21 protein-coding genes are annotated in these 21,882 nt (G+C 71.0%); 1 reads left to right on the top strand and 20 read right to left on the bottom strand.

Features of this window, described 5'->3' with window-relative positions:
* Position 1 precedes the first annotated feature (1 nt).
* From ACY34J_RS10765 to pyrR, 9 genes are all read right to left on the bottom strand, one after another.
* Positions 2–325, bottom strand: a complete 324-nt coding sequence (locus ACY34J_RS10765; RefSeq protein ID WP_005319887.1) for an integration host factor — start codon at positions 323–325, stop codon at positions 2–4.
* A gap of 237 nt (positions 326–562) precedes the next feature.
* Complete coding sequence (gene pyrF, locus ACY34J_RS10760; protein ID WP_462726243.1) at positions 563–1,405, bottom strand: orotidine-5'-phosphate decarboxylase; 843 nt, start codon at positions 1,403–1,405, stop codon at positions 563–565.
* 168 nt (positions 1,406–1,573) lie between these two features.
* The gene (locus tag ACY34J_RS10755) at positions 1,574–2,689 is read right to left on the bottom strand and encodes a quinone-dependent dihydroorotate dehydrogenase (protein WP_462726285.1); all 1,116 of its coding nucleotides are present in this window, start codon (positions 2,687–2,689) and stop codon (positions 1,574–1,576) included.
* A gap of 103 nt (positions 2,690–2,792) precedes the next feature.
* Positions 2,793–6,104 (bottom strand): carbamoyl-phosphate synthase large subunit, encoded by a 3,312-nt coding sequence (carB, locus tag ACY34J_RS10750; protein WP_462726242.1) that lies wholly within the window; start codon positions 6,102–6,104, stop codon positions 2,793–2,795.
* Positions 6,097–7,236: a glutamine-hydrolyzing carbamoyl-phosphate synthase small subunit gene (gene carA, locus ACY34J_RS10745; RefSeq protein WP_462726241.1), complete on the bottom strand. Its 1,140-nt coding sequence runs from the start codon at positions 7,234–7,236 to the stop codon at positions 6,097–6,099. The genes carB and carA overlap by 8 nt, the downstream gene beginning before the upstream one ends.
* The gene (locus ACY34J_RS10740; protein ID WP_462726240.1) at positions 7,233–7,886 is read right to left on the bottom strand and encodes a PH-like domain-containing protein; all 654 of its coding nucleotides are present in this window, start codon (positions 7,884–7,886) and stop codon (positions 7,233–7,235) included. Before ACY34J_RS10740 ends, carA begins: the two co-directional genes overlap by 4 nt.
* Positions 7,883–9,169 carry a dihydroorotase gene (locus tag ACY34J_RS10735; protein ID WP_462726239.1) on the bottom strand — a complete coding sequence of 429 codons (1,287 nt, stop codon included), beginning with the start codon at positions 9,167–9,169 and terminating at the stop codon, positions 7,883–7,885. Before ACY34J_RS10735 ends, ACY34J_RS10740 begins: the two co-directional genes overlap by 4 nt.
* Entirely contained in the window at positions 9,170–10,192 is a 1,023-nt protein-coding gene (locus tag ACY34J_RS10730; RefSeq protein WP_462726238.1) for an aspartate carbamoyltransferase catalytic subunit, read from the bottom strand. It abuts the gene before it with no gap.
* Between the two features lie 115 nt (positions 10,193–10,307).
* On the bottom strand, positions 10,308–10,898 hold the full coding sequence (gene pyrR, locus ACY34J_RS10725) for a bifunctional pyr operon transcriptional regulator/uracil phosphoribosyltransferase PyrR (protein ID WP_462726237.1): 591 nt from the start codon (positions 10,896–10,898) through the stop codon (positions 10,308–10,310).
* 230 nt (positions 10,899–11,128) lie between these two features.
* On the opposite strand from pyrR, the gene bldD reads away from it, so the two are divergent.
* Positions 11,129–11,629 (top strand): transcriptional regulator BldD, encoded by a 501-nt coding sequence (gene bldD / locus ACY34J_RS10720; RefSeq protein WP_004948690.1) that lies wholly within the window; start codon positions 11,129–11,131, stop codon positions 11,627–11,629.
* 190 nt (positions 11,630–11,819) lie between these two features.
* On the opposite strand, the gene nusB is transcribed toward bldD, so the two are convergent.
* The 11 genes from nusB to ruvX form a co-directional block, all read right to left on the bottom strand.
* Positions 11,820–12,248, bottom strand: a complete 429-nt coding sequence (gene nusB / locus ACY34J_RS10715; protein WP_462726236.1) for a transcription antitermination factor NusB — start codon at positions 12,246–12,248, stop codon at positions 11,820–11,822.
* Between the two features lie 5 nt (positions 12,249–12,253).
* Entirely contained in the window at positions 12,254–12,817 is a 564-nt protein-coding gene (gene efp / locus ACY34J_RS10710) for an elongation factor P (protein WP_462726235.1), read from the bottom strand.
* A 67-nt stretch (positions 12,818–12,884) separates the two neighbouring features.
* Positions 12,885–13,994: an aminopeptidase P family protein gene (locus ACY34J_RS10705; RefSeq protein ID WP_462726234.1), complete on the bottom strand. Its 1,110-nt coding sequence runs from the start codon at positions 13,992–13,994 to the stop codon at positions 12,885–12,887.
* A 144-nt stretch (positions 13,995–14,138) separates the two neighbouring features.
* A complete protein-coding gene (locus ACY34J_RS10700) occupies positions 14,139–14,981 on the bottom strand; it encodes a Pro-rich N-terminal domain-containing protein (RefSeq protein ID WP_462726233.1) in 843 nt (280 codons plus the stop codon).
* Positions 14,982–15,210: 229 nt separating this feature from the next.
* Positions 15,211–15,651 carry a type II 3-dehydroquinate dehydratase gene (aroQ, locus tag ACY34J_RS10695; RefSeq protein ID WP_462726232.1) on the bottom strand — a complete coding sequence of 147 codons (441 nt, stop codon included), beginning with the start codon at positions 15,649–15,651 and terminating at the stop codon, positions 15,211–15,213.
* Positions 15,648–16,796 carry a 3-dehydroquinate synthase gene (aroB, locus tag ACY34J_RS10690; protein ID WP_462726231.1) on the bottom strand — a complete coding sequence of 383 codons (1,149 nt, stop codon included), beginning with the start codon at positions 16,794–16,796 and terminating at the stop codon, positions 15,648–15,650. Before aroB ends, aroQ begins: the two co-directional genes overlap by 4 nt.
* On the bottom strand, positions 16,793–17,308 hold the full coding sequence (locus ACY34J_RS10685; protein WP_462726284.1) for a shikimate kinase: 516 nt from the start codon (positions 17,306–17,308) through the stop codon (positions 16,793–16,795). The genes aroB and ACY34J_RS10685 overlap by 4 nt, the downstream gene beginning before the upstream one ends.
* Positions 17,309–17,403: 95 nt before the next feature.
* The gene (gene aroC, locus ACY34J_RS10680) at positions 17,404–18,588 is read right to left on the bottom strand and encodes a chorismate synthase (RefSeq protein WP_462726230.1); all 1,185 of its coding nucleotides are present in this window, start codon (positions 18,586–18,588) and stop codon (positions 17,404–17,406) included.
* 236 nt (positions 18,589–18,824) lie between these two features.
* The gene (locus ACY34J_RS10675; RefSeq protein ID WP_462726229.1) at positions 18,825–19,664 is read right to left on the bottom strand and encodes a shikimate dehydrogenase; all 840 of its coding nucleotides are present in this window, start codon (positions 19,662–19,664) and stop codon (positions 18,825–18,827) included.
* Positions 19,661–21,280 (bottom strand): endolytic transglycosylase MltG, encoded by a 1,620-nt coding sequence (mltG, locus tag ACY34J_RS10670; RefSeq protein ID WP_462726228.1) that lies wholly within the window; start codon positions 21,278–21,280, stop codon positions 19,661–19,663. Before mltG ends, ACY34J_RS10675 begins: the two co-directional genes overlap by 4 nt.
* Positions 21,281–21,406: 126 nt before the next feature.
* Positions 21,407–21,871: a Holliday junction resolvase RuvX gene (gene ruvX / locus ACY34J_RS10665; RefSeq protein WP_462726227.1), complete on the bottom strand. Its 465-nt coding sequence runs from the start codon at positions 21,869–21,871 to the stop codon at positions 21,407–21,409.
* Between the last annotated feature and the right edge of the window lie 11 nt (positions 21,872–21,882).

Below are 21,882 nucleotides of genomic sequence, written 5' to 3'. Positions count from 1 at the left end.
CTCAGGCGGCGCCGCCGCCGAACTCACGCTCCAGAGATGCGATCTGGTTGGAGCCGAGGCCGCGCACGCGACGGCTCTCGGAGATGCCGAGCCGCTCCATGATCTGCTTGGCGCGGACCTTGCCCACGCCGGGCAGCGACTCGAGGAGGGCGGAGACCTTCATCTTTCCGATGACGTCGTTCTCCTGGCCCTGCTTGATGACCTCGTGCAGCGAGGCGCCGGAGTGCTTGAGTCGATTCTTGACCTCGGCCCGCTCCCGGCGAGCCGCGGCGGCCTTTTCGAGCGCGGCTGCGCGCTGTTCAGGGGTAAGGGGCGGAAGAGCCACGCCTACGTCACCTCGGATGTCGAACTGTCGGATACGGACCGGTGAGGAACCTAGTCGCCCCACACCAGGGGAGCAACGAGCAACGCGCTTACACGTTCGCTCTCGACGGAGACTAGCGGCCTGGAGGGCTCCAGTCAGCGAGAACGAACGAAAAGTCCTGGTCAGACTCTGTTGACTTGGACATTTAGGGCATATGGCCCCTGGTTTTCGGTCCACATTGGTCAACAAGTCCGGCCTTCAGCCCCCGACAGCACTCCGTACCTCGTCAGCGAAGCGTTCCGCGGCCTCCCGCAGCCCGGCCGGATCAGGCCCATGCCGGAGCACCCCGCGGCTGACACTCGGCACCACATTGGCGACGGCCGGGCCGAAGACTCCCGGGAGATCGGCGGGCGTGGCCCCCTGGGCACCGATGCCGGGTGCGAGCAGCGGGCCGTTGATCGCCAGGTCGGCCCGCGCGTCGCCGAGGGTGGCGCCCACGACGGCGCCGACGGAGCCCAGCGGCTCGGCGCCGGCGTTCTCCGCCGCGATGTGGTCGAGCATCACCTGTGCGAGGGACTTGCCGTTCGCTGCGGTGGACCGCTGCACCTCGGCGCCCTCGGGGTTGGAGGTGAGGGCGAGGACGAACACGCCGCAGCCGTTGAGGACGGCGGCGTCCAGGGCCGGGCGCAGCGAGCCGAAGCCCAGGTAGGGGCTGACGGTGACGGCGTCGGAGAACAGCGGGCTGCGCGGGTCGAGGTAGGTCGTCGCATAGGCGCCCATGGTGGAGCCGATGTCGCCGCGCTTGGCGTCCATCAGCACCAGCGCTCCGGCGGACCGGGCGTCGGCGACGGCCCGCTCCAGGACGGCGATCCCCCGGGAGCCGAAGCGCTCGAAGAAGGCGCTCTGCGGCTTGAGGACGGCGACCCGGTCGGCGAGGGCGTCGACGACCGTACGGGTGAAGCGCTCCAGCCCAGCGACGTCGTCGTCCAGGCCCCAGGCGGTGAGCAGGGACGCGTGCGGGTCGATGCCGACGCACAGGGGACCGCGGGTGTCCATGGCGCGGCGCAGGCGTGCGCCGAATGTCTCGACGGTGTCGGTCACAGGGTTCCTCCGGTGGTGTGGGCTCGTCGTCGCGACGCCGCGCCTGGGGGCACCCCCTGCGGTGGTCCCCCTGGGCCTGACGGCCCGCGGGGTACCCCCAGGGGGAGTACCCCCAGGGCCGGCTTGCGCCGGCGGTCACGGCAGCGCTGACGGCGGCGGGCCAGGACCTCATGCCGCCTGCTTGGGGGCAGCAGCCCCCACCGCGTCGGCGAGGGTGGCGTACGGGCTCGCCTTGAGGCGCTGGGCGAGGCCGCGGTGGAGGCGGCGGCACCAGAAGGGGCCCTGGTAGATGAAGGCGCTGTAGCCCTGGACGAGGGTGGCGCCGGCCAGGATTCGCTGCCAGACGTCGTCGGCGGTCTCGACTCCGCCGACGCCGACCAGGGTGATCCGGTCACCCACGCGCGCGTACAGGCGCCGCAGGACCTCCAGGGAGCGCGCCTTCAGCGGCGCGCCCGACAGACCGCCTGCGCCGATCTCCTCGATCGTGGCCTTGTCGGTGGCGAGGCCGAGGCCGTCGCGGGCGATGGTGGTGTTGGTGGCGATGATGCCGTCCAGGCCCAGCTCGACCGCGAGATCGGCGACCGCGTCGATGTCCTCGTCCGCCAGGTCCGGCGCGATCTTCACGAGGAGGGGAACGCGGCGGTCGGTGACCGTACGGTCCGCGGCCTCGCGGACGGCTGAGAGCAGCGGGCGCAGGTGCTCGACGGCCTGAAGGTTGCGCAGGCCGGGTGTGTTGGGCGACGAGACGTTGACGACCAGGTAGTCGGCGTGGGCGGCGAGCCGCTCGGTCGAGGTGACGTAGTCCGCGACGGCTTCCGCCTCCGGGACGACCTTGGTCTTGCCGATGTTGACGCCGACGGTGGTACGGAAGACGGGGTTACGGGCGGCGAGGCGGGCGGCGACCGCGGCGGAGCCGTCGTTGTTGAAGCCCATGCGGTTGATCAGGGCCCGGTCCGGGACCAGGCGGAAGAGCCGCTTTTTGGGGTTGCCGGGCTGCGGCTGGGCGGTGACCGTGCCGATCTCCACATGGTCGAAGCCCAGCATGCTCATGCCGTCGATGGCGGCGGCGTTCTTGTCGAAGCCCGCGGCCAGCCCGAAGGGTCCGTGCATCCGCAGGCCGAACGCCTCGGTCCGCAGCTCCTCGTGCCGAGGGGCGAGAACGGCCGCGACGAGGGTCCGCAGCAGCGGGATACGGGCGGCGCGGCGGATCCAGGAGAAAGCCAGATGGTGGGCCCGCTCGGGGTCCATCCGGCGGAAGATCAGGTTGAAGATGAGGGAGTACAGCATCGGGCCTTCTACGGAGGGGGCAGGGGGCTGGCGCGCCGAGGGGACACGGGCCGGGTTCCGCGCGACAGCGGGAGCCGGGCGCGTGTCCCCCTCGGGCGCCTCACGCCGCGCGCGTGGCGTTCAGATGTTCGGCGTGTTCCTGCAGCGACCGGACGCTGACGTCGCCACGTGTCAGGGCCTCGATGCCCTGAACGGCGGCCGCCAGGGCCTGGACCGTCGTCAGGCACGGCACACCGCGGGCGACGGCCGCGGTGCGGATGTCGTACCCGTCGAGGCGGCCGCCGGTGCCGTACGGCGTGTTGACGATCAGCTCCACCTCGCCGTCGTGGATGAGCTGGACGATGGTCTTCTCACCGTTCGGGCCCTCGCCCTCGCTGTGCTTGCGCACCACGGTGGCGTTGATGCCGTTGCGCTTGAGCACCTCGGCCGTACCCGAGGTGGCCAGCAGCTCGAAGCCGTGGGCGACCAGCTCACGGGCCGGGAAGATCATCGCCCGCTTGTCGCGGTTGGCGACGGAGACGAAGGCGCGGCCCTTGGTGGGCAGCGCGCCGTACGCCCCGGCCTGCGACTTGGCGTAGGCCGTGCCGAAGACCGAGTCGATGCCCATGACCTCACCCGTGGAGCGCATCTCCGGGCCGAGGACGGTGTCCACACCCCGGCCGGAGGTGTCCCGGAACCGGCTCCACGGCATCACGGCCTCCTTGACGGAGATCGGCGCGTCCAGCGGCAGGGTGCCGCCGTCGCCGGTCTTCGGCAGCAGGCCCTCCTCGCGCAGCTCGGCGACGGTCGCGCCCAGCGAGATACGGGCGGCGGCCTTGGCGAGCGGCACGGCGGTGGCCTTGGAGGTGAACGGAACCGTACGCGAGGCACGCGGGTTGGCCTCGAGGACGTACAGGATGTCCCCGGCCAGCGCGAACTGGATGTTGATCAGGCCCCGGACGCCAACGCCCCGGGCGATGGCCTCCGTTGAGGCGCGCAGCCGCTTGATGTCGTAGCCGCCGAGGGTGATCGGAGGCAGCGCGCAAGCGGAGTCGCCGGAGTGGATACCGGCCTCCTCGATGTGCTCCATGACGCCGCCGAGGTAGAGCTCGTGGCCGTCGTAGAGGGCGTCGACGTCGATCTCGATGGCGTCGTCGAGGAAGCGGTCGATGAGGACCGGGTGCTCGGAGATCAGACCGGCGTGCCGCTCGAGGTACTCGGCCAGCGACGGCTCGTCGTAGACGATCTGCATGCCGCGGCCGCCCAGCACATACGAGGGGCGCACCATGACCGGGTAGCCGATCTCGGCGGCGGTCTTCTTGGCCTCCTCGAAGGAGAACGCGGTGCCGTACTTCGGTGCGGGCAGGCCCGCCTCGGTCAGTACGCGGCCGAAGACACCGCGGTCCTCGGCGGCGTGGATGGCCTCGGGGGAGGTGCCGGCGATCGGCACGCCGTTGTCCTTGAGCGCCTGTGCCAGGCCCAGCGGGGTCTGGCCGCCGAGCTGGACGATGACACCGGCGACCGGGCCGGCCTGGGTTTCGGCGTGGACGATCTCCAGGACGTCCTCCAGGGTGAGCGGCTCGAAGTACAGCCGGTCGGAGGTGTCGTAGTCGGTGGAGACGGTCTCCGGGTTGCAGTTGACCATCACGGTCTCATAGCCGGCATCGCTGAGCGCGAAGGAGGCGTGGACGCAGGAGTAGTCGAACTCGATGCCCTGGCCGATGCGGTTCGGGCCGGAGCCGAGGATGATCACCGCGGGCTTCTCGCGCGGCGCGACCTCGCTCTCCTCGTCGTAGGACGAGTAGAAGTACGGGGTCCGGGCGGCGAACTCGGCTGCGCAGGTGTCGACCGTCTTGTAGACGGGGCGGATGCCCAGGGCGTGCCGCACCTCGCGGACGACGTCCTCACGCAAGCCCCGGATCCGGGCGATCTGGGCGTCGGAGAAGCCGTGCCGCTTGGCGTCGGCCAGCAGCTCCGGGTCGAGCCTGCCGGCCGCCGCGATCTCGTCGGCGATCTCCTTGATCAGGAAGAGCTGGTCGACGAACCACGGGTCGATCTTGGTGGCGTCGAACACCTCCTGCGGCGTGGCGCCGGCGCGGATGGCCTGCATGACGGTGTTGATACGGCCGTCGGTGGGCCGACGGGCCGCCACCAGCAGCTCGGCCTTGTCCCCCGGGTCGCCGGTGAAGTCGAACTGCGAGCCCTTCTTCTCCAGCGAGCGCAGCGCCTTCTGCAGCGCCTCGGGGAAGTTGCGGCCCAGCGCCATGGCCTCGCCCACCGACTTCATGGTGGTGGTGAGGGTCGGGTCGGCGGCCGGGAACTTCTCGAACGCGAACCGCGGCACCTTGACCACGACGTAGTCGAGGGTGGGCTCGAAGGACGCCGGGGTCTCCTGGGTGATGTCGTTGGGGATCTCGTCCAGGGTGTAGCCGACGGCCAGCTTGGCAGCGATCTTGGCGATCGGGAAGCCGGTGGCCTTCGACGCCAGCGCCGAGGACCGGGAGACACGCGGGTTCATCTCGATGACGATGACCCGGCCGTCCTCGGGGTTGACCGCGAACTGGATGTTGCAGCCGCCGGTGTCGACGCCGACCTCGCGGATCACCGCGATGCCGATGTCCCGCAGGATCTGGTACTCGCGGTCGGTCAGCGTCATCGCCGGGGCGACGGTGATCGAGTCACCGGTGTGCACGCCCATCGGGTCGAAGTTCTCGATGGAGCAGACGACCACGACGTTGTCGTGCTTGTCGCGCATCAGCTCCAGCTCGTACTCCTTCCAGCCGAGGATGGACTCCTCCAGGAGCACCTCGGTGGTCGGGGAGAGCGCGAGGCCCTGGCCGGCGATGCGGCGCAGCTCGTCCTCGTTGTGGGCGAAGCCGGAGCCGGCACCGCCCATGGTGAAGGAGGGGCGGACGACGACGGGGTAGCCGCCGAGCTGCTCGACGCCCTCCAGCACCTCCTCCATGGAGTGGCAGATGACCGAGCGGGCGGACTCGCCGTGGCCGATCTTGGCGTTGACCGCCTCGACGACCTCCTTGAACTGGTCGCGGTCCTCGCCCTTGTGGATCGCCTCGACATTGGCGCCGATCAGCTCGACGCCGTACGTGTCGAGCGTGCCCGCCTCGTGCAGGGCGATGGCGGTGTTGAGCGCCGTCTGGCCGCCGAGGGTCGGCAGCAGCGCGTCGGGGCGCTCCTTGGCGATGATCTTCTCCACGAACTCCGGGGTGATCGGCTCGACGTACGTGGCGTCGGCGATCTCCGGGTCGGTCATGATCGTGGCCGGGTTGGAGTTGACCAGAATCACCCGCAGGCCCTCGGCCTTGAGCACGCGGCAGGCCTGGGTGCCGGAGTAGTCGAACTCGGCGGCCTGGCCGATGACGATCGGGCCGGAGCCAATGACCAGAACGGACTGGATGTCGGTGCGCTTAGGCACGCTGGCCCTCCATCAGGGAGACGAAGCGGTCGAACAGGTACGCGGCGTCGTGCGGGCCTGCGGCGGCTTCGGGGTGGTACTGGACGCTGAATGCCGGCTGGTCGAGCAGGTGGAGGCCCTCCACGACGTTGTCGTTGAGGCAGACGTGGGAGACCTCGGCCCTGCCGTAGGGGGTGTCGGAGACCTTGTCCAGCGGGGCGTCGACGGCGAAGCCGTGGTTGTGCGCGGTGACCTCGACCTTGCCGGTCGTACGGTCCTGCACCGGCTGGTTGATGCCGCGGTGGCCGTACTTCAGCTTGTAGGTGCCAAAGCCCAGCGCGCGGCCCAGGATCTGGTTGCCGAAGCAGATGCCGAACAGCGGGGTCCCCCGCTCCAGCACACCCTGCATCAGGGCGACCGGGTGGTCGGCGGTCGCAGGGTCACCGGGGCCGTTGGAGAAGAACACACCGTCCGGGTTGACCGCGTAGATCTCGTCAACCGTCACGGTCGGGGGCAGGACGTGCACCTCGATGCCGCGCTCGGCCATGCGGTGCGGGGTCATGCCCTTGATGCCCAGGTCGACGGCCGCGACGGTGAACCTCTTGGTCCCGATCGCGGGGACGACGTACGGCTGGCCGGTGGCGACCTCGCCGCACAGGTTCGCGCCCTTCATCTGCGGGGAGGCCTGCACCTTGGCGAGCATGCTCGCCTCGTCGGTGAGGGCGTCGCCGGAGAAGATGCCCACGCGCATGGCGCCGCGCTCGCGCAGATGGCGGGTCAGCGCGCGGGTGTCGATGCCGCTGATGCCGACGACGCCCTGGGCGACCAGTTCGTCGTCGAGGCTGCGGACCGAGCGCCAGTTGGAGGGCACGCGGGCGGGGTCGCGGACGACATAGCCGGAGACCCAGATGCGCTCGGACTCGGGGTCCTCGTCGTTGACGCCGGTGTTGCCGACGTGCGGGGCGGTCATGACGACCACCTGCCGGTGGTACGAGGGGTCGGTCAGGGTCTCCTGGTAGCCGGTCATGCCGGTGGAGAACACGGCCTCGCCGAACGTCTCCCCCACGGCCCCGTAGGCGCGGCCGCGGAAGGTGCGGCCGTCCTCCAGGACGAGTACGGCGGGGGCCTTTGCCCCGCGGGCGGAGGTCGTCATCGTGCGCCTTCCTCGTCGTGCGTGTCGGCGACGACGCTGTCGCCGGAAAGTCGGTTGATGGTGTCCACCCAGGCGGCGTGCTCGGCCGCGCGGTCGGAGCGGAAGCCGGAGTCGATCAGCTTCGTCCCGTGCTCCCAGGTGATCACCAGCAGGCCGCCCTCGGTGAGGACCTTGCCCGCGATGCCCTTGTCCAGGCGGGCTCCGCGCAGCGCGGCGGTGGGCACGAAGAAGTCCCGCGCCCCGGGCCGTACCACGCCCAGCCCCGCGTCCGTCAGCGTCAGCTCGGCCCGGCTGCGGGTGCCGAGGCCGTGCGCGACGATCCGGTCGAGCCACTGCCCGGCGGTGGTGGAGCCGTGGTACCGGCCGGTGAGTGTGAGCAGCGGCGGCTTGCCGCCTCCGTTGAGGGTGGTGGTGGGCGACGGGTGGGCCTTGGAGGCCCCGGGATCCTCGGGTGCCTCAGGCAGCTCCGGCAGGTCCGACTGCAGCAGCTCACGCCACTTCCAGCCCTCACGCATCAGCCAGTAGACGAGCGCGACGAAGAGCAGCAGGCCGACGACCCAGCCGATGCGCGCGGGCCAGTTGGTCACGTCCTGGGACTTCTGCTCGGCCGCGAGGCTGAGGCCCGCCGCCAGGATTGTCGTCGGTGTCACGCCAGCTTCCTGTCCACGACCGTCGCCCGCCCCCGCAGGAAAGTGTGCGTCACGCGGCCCGGCAGCTCGCGGCCCTCGTACGGGGTGTTACGGCTGCGCGAGGCGAACCCCACAGGGTCCACCACCCCACGGTAAGCCGGATCGACCAGGGTCAGGTTCGCGGGTTCACCTGCCTCGACGGGCCGTCCGTGGTCCGCGAGGCGGCCGATGGCAGCCGGGCGGAAGGACATCCGGTCGGCGACCTGCGCCCAGTTCAGCAGGCCGGTGTTGACCATCGTCTGCTGCACGACGGACAGCGCGGTCTCCAGCCCGACCATGCCCATGGCGGCGGCGCTCCACTCGCAGTCCTTGTCCTCGTGCGGGTGCGGAGCGTGGTCGGTGGCGACGCAGTCGATGGTGCCGTCGGCCAGTGCCTCGCGCAGCGCCATGACGTCGGCCTCGGTGCGCAGCGGCGGGTTCACCTTGTAGACGGGGTTGTACGAGCGGACCATCTCGTCGGTCAGCAGCAGGTGGTGCGGGGTGACCTCGGCGGTGACGTTCCAGCCCTTGGACTTGGCCCAGCGGACGATCTCCACCGAGCCGGCGGTCGACAGGTGGCAGATGTGCACCCGAGAGCCGACGTGTGCGGCCAGCAGAACGTCCCGGGCGATGATCGACTCCTCGGCGACGGCGGGCCAGCCGAGCAGGCCCAGTTCGGCGGAGACGATGCCCTCGTTCATCTGGGCGCCCTCGGTGAGGCGCGGCTCCTGCGCGTGCTGGGCGATCACGCCGTCGAAGGCCTTCACGTACTCCAGCGCCCGGCGCATGATCACGGCGTCGTCGACGCACTTGCCGTCGTCGGAGAAGACGCGGACACCTGCCGCGGAGTCGTGCATGGCACCGAGCTCGGCGAGCTTCTTGCCCTCCAGGCCGACGGTGACGGCACCGACCGGCTGAACGTCGCAGTAGCCGGACTCCTTGCCGAGCCGCCAGACCTGCTCGACGACGCCGGCGGTGTCGGCGACCGGGAAGGTGTTGGCCATGGCGTGCACGGCGGTGTAGCCGCCGACAGCGGCGGCCTGCGTACCGGTCAGGACGGTTTCGGAGTCCTCGCGGCCCGGCTCGCGCAGGTGGGTGTGCAGGTCGACCAGGCCGGGCAGCAGGACGCGGCCCTCCGCCTCGACGACGGTGGCGTCACCGGCTTCCAGTCCCGTACCGATACGGGCGATCGTCTCGCCCTCGATCAGCACGTCCTGCGGCTCGCCACCGAGGATCTTCGCCCCGCGGATCAGGGTCTTGCTCATTTAGTTGCTCTCCTCGGTACGCGGGGTTGCGGCGGGGGTTTCGTCCAGCACGGCACCGCCGAGCAGCAGGTACAGGACGGCCATGCGGATGCTGACGCCGTTGGCGACCTGTTCGACGGCGGTGCAGCGGACGGAGTCGGCGACCTCGGCGGTGATCTCCATACCGCGGTTCATCGGGCCGGGGTGCATGACGATGGCGTGCTCGGGCATCCGGGCCATCCGGTCGGCGTCGAGGCCGTAGCGGCGGGCGTACTCGCGCTCGGTGGGGAAGAACGCGGCGTTCATCCGCTCCCGCTGCACGCGCAGCATCATCACGGCGTCGGACTTCGGCAGGACGGCGTCCAGGTCGTAGTTGACCTCGCAGGGCCAGGTCTCGACACCGATGGGCAGCAGGGTGGGCGGCGCGACCAGGGTGACCTGGGCGCCGAGGGTGTTCAGCAGGAGCACATTGGAGCGGGCGACACGGCTGTGCAGTACGTCGCCGACGATCGTGATGCGGCGCCCCGCCAGGTCGCGGCCGGTGCCGTCGCCGATGCCCTGGTGGTACGTCGGGCCGCCGTCGGGGGCCCCGGCCAGGTGGCGGCGCATGGTGAAGGCGTCGAGGAGCGCCTGGGTGGGGTGCTCATGGGTGCCGTCGCCCGCGTTGACCACGGAGCCGTTGATCCAGCCGGAGGTGGCGAGGCGGTGCGGGGCGCCGGAGGCGTAGTGCCGGATGACGACGGCGTCCGCGCCCATCGCCTCGAGAGTCAGCGCGGTGTCCTTGAGCGACTCGCCCTTGGATACGGACGACCCCTTGGCCGAGAAGTTGATGACGTCGGCTGAGAGCCGCTTGGCGGCGGCCTCGAAGGAGATGCGGGTGCGGGTCGAGTCCTCGAAGAAGAGGTTGACGACGGTGCGGCCGCGCAGGGTGGGCAGCTTCTTGATCGGCCGGTCGGCGACCCGGGCCATCTCCTCGGCGGTGTCGAGGATCAGGACGGCGTCGTCGTGGGTGAGATCGGCGGCCGAGATGAGGTGGCGCTTCATCCTTAAGGCTCCGTGGGAGAGGGAGGTATTGGCGTGTGGGCGGGCAGGGGCCGCCCATGCCGATGGCGAGGGAAGGCGGGGCGCGGCCCGGGGTCTCCGGGTCCGTACGCGGGCGCTACCGCTCGCCGGCCGGGGCGGTCTCGCGCTGGCCGAGGAGCACGCTGTCGCGGCCGTCCTCCTCGGTGAGCTGGACCTTGACCGTCTCCCTCAGCGATGTGGGGAGGTTCTTGCCGACGTAGTCGGCGCGGATCGGCAGTTCACGGTGGCCGCGGTCGACGAGGACCGCGAGCTGGACGGCGCGGGGCCGGCCGATGTCGCCCAGCGCGTCGAGCGCGGCGCGGATCGTACGGCCGGAGAAGAGCACGTCGTCGACGAGGACGACCAGGCGGCCGTCGATGCCGTCACCGGGGATGTCGGTGCGGGCGAGCGCACGGGCCGGGCGGAGCCGCAGGTCGTCGCGGTACATGGTGATGTCGAGGGAGCCGACCGGGACTTTGCGGCCGGTGATCTCCTGGAGCTTGTCGGCCAGCCGGCGGGCGAGGAAGACGCCACGGGTGGGGATGCCGAGGAGCACCACGTCGTCGGCGCCCTTGGCGCGCTCGACGATCTCGTGTGCGATACGGGTCAGGACCCGCGCGATGTCCGATGCCTCCAGCACGGGACGGGCCGGGCCTTGGCCTGCGCTATGGGACCTGTGTGCGTCCATACGAAACGGACCTCCTTCTCCGCCTCACGGGACGGACCTTAAAGGACGTCGGGAATGTGCGCGATCCACGGTACCAGGGCCAAACGACACGGCTGCCGCCGCCCCCCAGCCGGCCATGGCGGTCTTCCTGATCTCCCAAGGGACCGACGGTCTGCACCGTTCCGCTTGACGAAGTCAGATTACGCTGCGTAACCTCACAGTGAGTTACCAGTCTTCGTCCGGGGAGCTTTATGTCCAGCGAATACGCCAAACAGCTCGGAGCCAAGCTCCGCGCCATCCGCACCCAGCAGGGCCTCTCCCTTCACGGTGTCGAGGAGAAGTCGCAGGGCCGCTGGAAGGCCGTGGTCGTCGGCTCGTACGAGCGTGGCGACCGTGCGGTGACCGTGCAGCGCCTCGCGGAGCTTGCGGACTTCTACGGCGTCCCGGTGCAGGAGCTGCTGCCCGGCACCACGCCGGGCGGAGCCGCCGAGCCGCCGCCGAAGCTGGTCCTCGACCTGGAGCGGCTGGCCCATGTGCCGGCCGAGAAGGCGGGCCCGCTGCAGCGGTACGCCGCGACGATCCAGAGCCAGCGCGGTGACTACAACGGCAAGGTCTTGTCGATCCGCCAGGACGACCTGCGCACGCTGGCCGTCATCTACGACCAGTCCCCATCGGTGCTGACCGAGCAGCTGATCAGCTGGGGCGTGCTGGACGCGGATGCGCGGCGGGCGGTGCAGCACGAGGACGCCTGACGCTCGCGCGTCAGTCTTCGACGACCACAACAGCCTGCAGAAACGTACCGCCGGGGGTCGGTGGAACCTGTGGTTCTACCGACCCCCGGCGCTTTGCACAGCCTTCGGGCCCTGGACTCCCCCAGCTACAGCTGGGGGTGCCCCCAGAAGGTGGCCCCAAGCGTCCCGGGCCCGAAGGGTCGCGTGCGGCTCAGCCCCGACGGAGGGAGGGCTTGAGCTCCTTGAGCCGGCCCAGCAGGCCGTTCACAAAGGACGGCGACTCGTCCGTGGAGAACTCCTTGGCAAGCTGCACCGCCTCATCGATCACCACGGCATCCGGAACCGCGTCCTCCCAGATCAGCTCATACGCGCCGAGCCGCAGGATGTTGCGGTCCACCACCGGCATCCGGTCGAGCGTCCACCCGACCGAGTAGGTGGCGATCAGCTCGTCGATCCGCTTGGCCTTGTCGGCGTAGCCCTCGACCAGCTGCATCGTGTATTCGCCGACCGGCGGCTGCCGGTCGTCGGTCCGGGCCAGCCGCATCCAGTCCGCGAGCACGTTCTGCACGGAGCTACCGCGCTGATCGGCCTCGAAAAGTATCTGAAAGGCGCGCTTGCGGGCCTTGTTGCGTGCAGCCACGGTGGTTACTTCACCCGGCCGAGGTACTCGCCGGAGCGGGTGTCGACCTTGATCTTCTCACCCGTGGTGATGAACAGCGGAACACCGATCTCGTAGCCGGTCTCCAGGCGGGCCGGCTTGGTGCCACCGGTGGAGCGGTCGCCCTGGACACCCGGCTCGGTGTACTCGATGGTGAGCTCGACGGAGGCCGGGAGTTCGACGTACAGCGGGGAGCCCTCGTACATCGCCACGACGGCCTCCTGGCCCTCGAGGAGGTAGTTGGCCGCGTCGCCCACGGTCTCGGGGTTGATGTGCAGCTGGTCGTAGGTCTCCGTGTCCATGAAGACGAAGTCGGCACCGTCCTTGTACGAGAACTGCATGCCGCGCTTGTCGACGTTGGCCGTCTCGACCTTCACACCGGCGTTGAAGGTCTTGTCGACCACCTTGCCGGAGAGCACGCTCTTCAGCTTCGTACGGACAAAGGCGGGGCCCTTACCGGGCTTGACGTGCTGGAACTCGACAACGGACCAGAGCTGGCCCCCGTCGAGCTTGAGCACCATGCCGTTCTTGAGGTCGTTCGTGGTGGCCACGGTTGCGGAATCTCCTGGACTGGCTTGGAGCGGAGACCGAGGCTGCGCGCCCGAGTGCGTGGAGTGCCTACAGCGCGAGCAGTTCCTTGGTCGTGATGGTGAGTAGCTCAGGTCCGCCGTCCACCTCGGGGCGGACGACGAGCGTGTCGTCGATCCGGACGCCGCCCCGGCCCGGGAGGTGAACCCCCGGTTCGACGGTGACCGGCACACAAGCGTCCAGTTTACCCATGGCAGCGGGCGACAGCTGAGGGTCCTCGTCGATTTCGAGGCCCACACCATGGCCGGTCGACGGTGCCAGCCGCTCCCCGTGCCCGGCCGCGTCCAGGATCTGCCGGGCCGCGCGGTCCACGTCGCGGTACGGGGTTCCCGGCGCCAGGGCCTCGCGCCCGGCCCGCTGCGCCGCGAACACCAGGTTGTATAGCTCGATCTGCCAGGAGTCGGGCGAGGTGCCGATGACGAACGTACGACCCAGCTCACAGCGGTAGCCGCGGTAGTTCGCCCCCAGGCAGACGGACAGGAAGTCGCCCTCCTCCACCCGGCGGTCAGTGGGCAGATGCCCGGCGGCACCGGAGTTGGGCCCGGTGGCGACCGAGGTGGGAAACGCCGGGCCGTCGGCGCCGTGGTCGACCAGGCGCCGCTCCAGCTCCAGCGCGAGGTGCCGCTCCGTACGCCCGACCAGGATCGACTCCAGCAGCTCACCGAGGGCCTGGTCCGTGATCTCCGCCGCGATCCGCAGACAGGCGATCTCCTCGTCGTCCTTGACGAGCCGCAACTGCTCCACGGCGCACCCCAGATCCGCCAGCCGCAGCGGCGGGGTCACCGCTCCGATGGCCCGGTGCCGGGCGACGGTGAGGTGGTGCTCCTCCACGCCCATCGTCTCGGCGCCGGCCGCGGTGGCGAGCTCGGCGGCGACGACAGCGGCGTCGTCGCAGCGGTCCGGTAGCACCAGCATCCGCAGCTCCTCGGCGAGGCGGCCCTCGGCCGGGTCCCCGGACGGGGCGGCCGTGCACAGCAGTACGTCCTCAGCCGGGCCGATGAGAAGGGCCGCGCCGGGCGGAGCGCCGCCGGCGAGATAGCGGACGTTGGCGGGGCGTGTGACGAGGATGGCAGCGCTCCCGGCAGCCGACGCGCATCGATCGCGCAGCTGCGAACGGCGGGCCGCGTGCACATCGGACATGTCTCGAGCGTACGTGCGGGCGCCCGGCCTGGCAGTTCAGGGCGTCCGACCGGGCGGCGCGCTCGGTGGGTGGCTCGGCTCGCCTCCGGGCTCCCCCAGAGCTTCCCTCGGCTCGCTCGCCTCCGGGCCTCGCGGCGGGACGGCCTACCAGGTGGGCGGGCTGGCGATGCTGCGGGCGAGGACCTCGTCGAGGATCCGGGCCGTGGTGGCCACGTCGTGCTGGGAATTGTCGATGATCGGCAGCCCGGAGCTGTACCAGCCGGCCATCCGGCCGTGGATACGGGCGACCTCCTCGTCGCTGAGCCGCCGGTTGCCCGTGCGCTCGGCGTTGCGCGCGAGCACGGTCTCCAGGCCGGGCAGCAGCACCACCGGCAGCAGCCCGGGCCCGACGTGCCGCTTCCAGCCCCCGAGGCCGACGATCGGCCAGTCCGGGAAGACGGCGTCGTCGAGGATGCAGGAGATGCCGTTGGCGAGAAAGTTACGGGCGGCGAAGCCGCAGGTGCGGCGGGCGAGCCGGTACTGCGCCTCGGAGTGGTCGTTCCAGCCGGACTGGGGGTCCGCGAAGCCGGACCGCACCCACTCGCGGACGTCGTCGAGGCTGATGTGCGCGGTCGGAGCCCGCCGGTGGTCGGCCCAGTACCGGGCGACGGACGTCTTGCCCGCCCCGGCGGGGCCTATGAGCAGGACGGCGATCGTGGCGTGGGCGGTGTCGTTCGCGGCGGCGGCGGTGTCCGGTACGGGGACGGGGCCGCCGGGCGGGAGCTGGATGTGCCCGGTGGTGTCAGGGGACGGCGGGGCCGGTGCGTGCTGCTGCGGGGCCGGGCCCGTCCAGCCCGGCGCCGGGGGCGCGGGCGGCGCCGGGTGGTGGGCGTGCGGGTGCGGCTGCGCCTGCGGCTGTGCGTTCGGGTGCGGGGTGGTCCAGCCCGGACCGGTGGACTGGTGCGGTCCGTGGGGCGGTGGCAGCGGAGCCCCCACTTCGTGCTGCATCCGCTGACTCTCCGTCTCGTTGCAGGCTACTGGCGCGGTTTGAACGGCCGTGAGGCCGGTCTCCCCCTGGGGTCCCCCCTGCCGCAGGCCAGGGACTTCAGCGTGGGAGTCCCCAGCGGAACGTTACCCCCCAACTACCGCTGGGGATGCCCCTACCCCGGCCGTCGCAGTGTGGAACAGCCGGGGACGGTCAGGAGTGCCAGGCTCCTGGGGCCTGTTCAGGGGTGGGTCAGCCGGACAGCTCGTCGGCCAGCGCCCGCAGCGCCAGCCGGTAGGAGCCGATGCCGAATCCGGCGATCGTCCCCGAGGCCACGGCCGCGACGACCGAAGTGTGCCGGAATTCCTCCCGGCTGTACGGGTTTGAGATGTGCACCTCGATCAGCGGGGCGGTGCGCTGGGCGGCCGCGTCCCGCATCCCGTACGAGTAGTGCGTGAAAGCAGCCGGGTTGAGAACGACCGGAATTGAACCGTCCGCGGCCTCGTGCAGCCAGCGGATCATCTCGCCCTCGTCGTTGGTCTCCCGGACCTCGACCTCGAAGCCCAGCTCCCGGCCGAGCTTCGTGCACTCCTCGACCAGCCCGGCGTACGAGGTGGAGCCGTAGACGTCGGGCTCGCGGCTGCCCAGGCGCCCCAGGTTCGGGCCGTTCAGCACGAGAACGCGTCGGGTCACTGGGAGACCTCTCCGTAGGCGGCGAGAAGGACGGCCGGGTCGGGCCCCTCGAGCACGGTGGGCTTGGCCAGTCCGTCCAGGACGATGAAGCGCAGCAGGTCGCCGCGCGACTTCTTGTCCACCTTCATCGTCTCCAGCAGCCTGGGCCACTGGTCGCCGCGGTAGGTCAGCGGCAGGCCGACGGATTCCAGCACGGTGCGGTGCCGGTCGGCGGTGGCGTCGTCCAGGCGCCCGGCGAGCCGGCCCAGCTCGGCGGCGAAGACCATGCCGATGGAGACCGCCGCGCCGTGCCGCCACTTGTAGCGCTCGTTCTTCTCGATCGCGTGGGCGAGGGTGTGCCCGTAGTTGAGGATCTCCCGCAGGCCCGACTCCCTGAGGTCGGAGGAGACCACCTCGGCCTTGACGCGGATGGAGCGCTCGATGAGCTCGGCGGTGTGCGGGCCGGCAGGCGTACGGGCCGCGGCCGGGTCGGCCTCGATCAGGTCGAGGATCACCGGGTCGGCGATGAAGCCCGCCTTGATGATCTCCGCCAGACCGCTGACGTACTCGTTGACGGGGAGCGAGTCGAGGCTGGCGAGGTCGCAGAGCACGCCGGCGGGCGGGTGGAAGGCACCGACGAGGTTCTTGCCCTCGGCGGTGTTGATGCCGGTCTTGCCACCGACCGCCGCGTCCACCATGGCCAGCACGGTCGTCGGCACCGCGATCCAGCGCACGCCGCGCAGCCATGTCGCGGCGACGAATCCGGCGAGATCGGTCGTCGCGCCGCCGCCGACACCGACGATCACATCGGTACGCGTGAATCCGGTCTGGCCGAGCGCCTTCCAGCAGTACGCGGCGACCTCGGCGGTCTTGGCCTCCTCCGCGTTGGGCAGCTGGATCGCGATGGCCTCGTAACCCTGCTCCGCCAGGTCCTCGCGCAGCGCCTCGCCGGTGGCGGCCAGCGCCTCCGGGTGCAGCACGGCGACCCTTTGCACATCGCCGTGGCGCGCAGCGCCTCGGTTGCGGGTGGCGGTGGGTGACGGGCGGGAGTTCGTGCCGATGAGGCCGGGGAGTTCAGCCAGCAGCTGACGGCCAATCAGGACCTCGTATGGGTCCGTGCCGGCGGTGCCGGCCACCTGAATACGGGTGACGGTCTCGTCGCTCATGCGTTCTTCAGCTCCAGTGCGTCGAGGACGGCTTCGGCCACGTCGTCCGGGGTCCGGCCGTCGGTCGCGACGACGACACGGGCGACTTCGGTGTACAGCGGACGGCGCTGCTCCATCAGCTCACGCCAGCGCTGCCGCGGGTTGATGGCCAGCAGCGGGCGCGGCGCGTTGAGGCCGACACGCCTCATCGCCTCCTGGACGCCCACGTCGAGGAAGACGACGGGCAGCCCGGTCAGCAGGGCGCGGGTGCCCTCGTCGAGGATGGCGCCGCCGCCCAGGGCCAGGACGCCGGTGTGCTCGTCGACCGCGGTGCGGACCGCTTGCCGCTCCAGCTCACGGAAGTACGGCTCGCCCTCGTCGACGAAGATCTCGGAAATCGGCTTGCCGGCCGTCCGCTCGATGTCGGCGTCGGTGTCCCGGTAGCCGAGCCCGAGCCGCTGCGCGAGCAACTCCCCGATGGTGGACTTGCCGACCCCCATCGGCCCGATAAGAACAACAGCGGGGCCGCGCAGTGCCTGATCACTCGCTTCCCCGCCCGCTCGGCGAAGGTGCGCGTCGGAATTCGTTTGCGGCCCGGCGGCCTCGCGTGCGTCGTTCATGGGAGGGCTCATCGGATCGCCAGGTTGTCGAGGTAGCTCTGCACGTTGCGGCGGGTCTCGGCAACGCTGTCGCCGCCGAACTTCTCCGCCACCGCGTCCGCCAGCACCAGCGCCACCATCGCCTCGGCGACGATGCCGGCAGCCGGCACCGCGCACACGTCCGAGCGCTGGTGGTGCGCCTGCGCGGCCTCGCCCGTGGTGACGTCGACCGTGGCCAGCGCCCGCGGCACGGTGGCGATCGGCTTCATCGCCGCCCGGACCCGCAGCAGCTCGCCGGTCGACAGGCCGCCCTCGGTACCGCCCGCCCGGCCGGAGCTACGGCGGATGCCCTCCTCGGTCGCGACGATCTCATCGTGCGCCTTGGAGCCGGGAACGCGGGCCAGCTCGAAGCCGTCGCCGATCTCCACGCCCTTGATGGCCTGGATGCCCATGAGCGCGCCGGCCAGCCGGGCGTCCAGCCGCCGGTCCCAGTGCACATGCGAGCCCAGCCCGACCGGCACCCCGTAGGCGAGCACCTCGACCACGCCGCCGAGGGTGTCGCCGTCCTTGTGGGCCTGGTCGATCTCGGCGACCATCGCCTCGCTCGCCTGCGGATCGAGGCACCGCACCGGGTCGGCGTCCAGTTTCTCCACATCCGACGGCTTGGGGTAGACACCGTACGGGGCCTTGGCCGAGGCCAGCTCGATCACGTGGGAGACGATCTCGATGCCGGTCGTTTCCTTCAGATACGAGCGCGCGACCGTGCCGAGCGCGACGCGGGCCGCGGTCTCCCGGGCGCTGGCGCGCTCCAGGACCGGGCGGGCCTCGTCGAACCCGTACTTCTGCATACCGGCGAGGTCGGCGTGGCCGGGCCGGGGGCGGGTCAGCGGGGCGTTGCGCGCGAGGTCGGCCAGTTCGGCCGGGTCCACCGGGTCGGCCGCCATGACCTTCTCCCACTTCGGCCACTCGGTGTTGCCCACCATGATCGCCACCGGGGAGCCCAGTGTCAGGCCATGCCGCACACCGCCGAGGAAGGTGACCTCGTCACGCTCGAACTTCATCCGAGCACCGCGGCCATAGCCCAGCCGCCGCCGCGCCAGCGCGTCCGCCACCATGTCGGTGGTGATCGGGACGCCGGCGGGGAGACCCTCCAGCGTCGCGACGAGTGCGGGGCCGTGCGACTCCCCCGCGGTCAGCCAGCGCAACCTGCTCAACGGTGCTCCTCTTGATCCACCTCGGACGTACGGCGCGACCTGGGGCACTCCCCAGGCGAAGCTCTGGGAGGCGCGGCCGTGGCCCGCCACCTCTGATCCTCCCACGTCCGGGTGGCGTGACCGGTCGCGGTCCACAAAGCGGACGGTCTGCCCACGTCTCGGACGGCTCCGGCCGACCACAGGGCGGGTGGGTGGGCGAATGCCCGGCGCGAAGCGCCGGGCATTCAGGGCGCGCCTCAGGTCTCGGTGCGCTCCGCGAGTGCCCGCTCGCCGGCGTCCCGCATGGCCGCCAGCGGTGCCGGGGCCCGTCCGGTCATCTGCTCGACCTGGAGGACGGCCTGGTGGACCAGGAGGTCCAGCCCGCCGACCACAGCGCCCCCGCGCCCGGCCCAGGCGGCGGCGAGCCGGGTCGGCCAGGGCTCGTACAGCACGTCGAACAGCGTGCCGGGCCGCTCCGGGACGGCCGCGGCGAGGGCGTCGGTGGTACCGGCCGGGGTGGTGGCGATCACCAGCGGGGCGGTGAACGCCTCGGCGGCATCCGCCCAGTCCGCCGTCCGCACTTGCACCCCCAGCCGCTCGCCCCACTGCCGCATCTGGGCGGCGCGGGCTTCGCTGCGTACGTACGCCGTCACCTCGCCCGAACAGATCCGGGAGAGCGCGGCGAGCGCGGAGGAGGCGGTGGCCCCGGCGCCGAGCACGGCGGCACGCTCGACCTTCTCGACGCCGCGCTCGCCCAGCGCCGCGACCATGCCCGGGATGTCGGTGTTGTCGCCTGTACGGCGGCCGTCCGGCTGGAAGACGACCGTGTTGACCGCCTCGACGGACGCGGCTGTGTCACTGATCTCGTCGAGCAGCGGGATCACGGCGCGCTTCAGCGGCATGGTCAGGGACAGTCCTGCCCAGTCGCCCGCCGGAGGGTCGCCGAGGAAGCCGGGCAGGGCGGCCTCGTCGACCTCGAACCGGTCGTACGTCCAGCCCGCCAGACCCAGCGCCTCGTACGCCGCCCGGTGCAGGACCGGCGAGAGGGAGTGGGCGATCGGCGATCCGAGGACCGCCGCGCGTCGTGCCGTGCTCATCCGTTCTTGTGCTCCCGCTGGTACTTGTTGAACTCCGCCACGTTCTTCTGGTGCTGGGCATCGCTGGCGGTGAAGCGGGTGTCGCCGGGCTTGACGGTGACGAAGTACAGCCAGTTGCCCGGTGTCGGGTTGAGCGCGGCCTCGATCGCCTGGTGCCCGGGGTTGTCGATCGGCCCCGGCGGCAGGCCCCTGTGGAGGTAGGTGTTGTACGGGGAGTTGAACTTGGTGTCCGCGATGGTGGTGTCCAAAGTCGACCGGCCCTTGGCGTAGTTGATGGTCGAGTCGAAGCCGAGCGTCATGTTCTGGTTCAGGCGGTTGTAGATGACCCGCGAGACCTTGCCGAACTCGTGCTTCTCCTGGGCCTCCGCCTGGATCAGGCTCGCTATCACCAGCACCTGGTACGGGTTCTTGCCCGCCTTGCGCGCCTGGGCCTCGAGGTCGTCCTTGGCGAACTCCGCCTCGGCACGCTTGACCATCTCCCGGAGGATGGCCTCGGGCTTGGTGCCCTCGCCCACGCTGTAGCGGCTGGGGAAGAGGAAGCCCTCGGGGTTCCCCTTCGCCCACGACGGCAGGCCGAGATCGGCCTTGTTGGCCACCTTCGCCGTGGTGCCGTCGGCCAGCTTGAGCTTGGCGTCGATGGCCTGGTAGATGTCCGAGGCCCGCCTGCCCTCCGGGATGATGAGGGCGTTGAGCGCCGAGGGATCGACCATGGCCTTGACCGCAGCGGCCGCCGACATGTGCTTCCTGAGCGTGTAGAAGCCGGGCTGGATGGCGCTGCCCTTGGGGTTCTGGGCGGCGGCCTCGGTGAAAGCCCCGACGCTCTTGACCACCCCGGCCTTCTTCAGGATGTTGCCCATCTCCACCCCGCTCGCGTCCTGCGGGATCTCGACCTGGACCTCACCGCTGCCCTCGCCCGCGTAGTCCGGCGCCGGGCCGAAGTGCTCCTGCCAGAACTGGTAGCCGAACCATCCGGCCCCGCCGACGCCACCGAGCAGCACCACGGCGGCGATCAGGCAGGCCGTGCCGCTGCGGCGCTTCTTGGGGCGGCGGTCTTGACCGCCGCGATACGCGGGCTCGTCGTCGGCGTCGTCATCGTCCTCGCGCCACTCCCGCTGCCGGGCCCGGTCCGGGCTGTCCGCGAAGAAGGGGTGCTCGGGTTCGTCGGGCTCCGACGCCCAGGGCGCCGCCTCTTGCTGCTCCGGCTGCCGGCGCTGCTCGTGGTACTGCTGCGGCTGCCGGTACTGCTCCTGGTACTGCTCCTGGTACTGCTGCGGATGCTGGTGGGCCGGCTGCTGCTGCGGGTAGCCGGGCCGGCCACCGTAGTAGCCGGGGGGCTCGCCGCCGTACGGCCCGGCGGGCTGGTGGCCGTACGGATCGCGGGGTTCCGCCCCGTACGCCGGCTGCCCGGCCGTCTGCGAGGGATCCCAACCGTACTGCTGCTGGTGCCCGTACTGGCCGTCCCACTGCGGTTGCTGTGGCTGCGGCTGCTGCTGCGGGTGTCTGCCGTACGGACCGTGACTGTACGCGGGCTGCTGTCCGGTCGACCCCGGATCCCCGTAGAGAGGGTCCTCGGGATGCCACGCTTGGGAGCCTTGGCCCCGGCCATACTCAGTCATCGATCCCCTAGAGCCACGAGGCGGCTCCCGGTGCGCATGTCTGTGGGGCGCAGGTGTCCGGTCCGCCTCATCCGCACGGCGGTAATCGAACGCCGCCGCATCGCGCGGAACGCTACCGTACCGCGATCACATGGCCACTTCGACGCCCTCGCCCGGAGCTTTACCCAAGGCTCGTTCGGTCTCGAGGGCGTTCTGGAGGATGACCACGGCCGCGGCCTGATCGACGACCCTGCGGCCCTTCTTGGTGCTGACGCCGGACGCGCGCAGACCCTGAGCTGCGGTGACGGTGCTCATCCGCTCGTCCACGAGCCGGACCGGCACCGGCGCGATGCCCTTCGCCAGGGTCTGCGCGAAGGCCCGGACCTTGGCCGCGGCCGGTCCCTCCCCGCCACTGAGGGAGCGGGGCAGACCGACCACGACCTCGATCGGCTCGTACTCGGCGACGATCGCCGCCAGGCGCCGCTGAGCGGCTGGAACGTCCTTGCCCGGCACGGTCTCCACCGGCGTGGCCAGGACCCCGTCGGGGTCGCACGAGGCGACCCCGATCCGGGCGTCCCCGACGTCGATGGCGATGCGCCTGCCGCGTCGCATTGCGAGAGCCT

The sequence above is a fragment of the Streptomyces sp. HSS9-12 genome (assembly GCF_054963655.1).
This window is presented reverse-complemented; position numbering and strand designations above follow the sequence as displayed.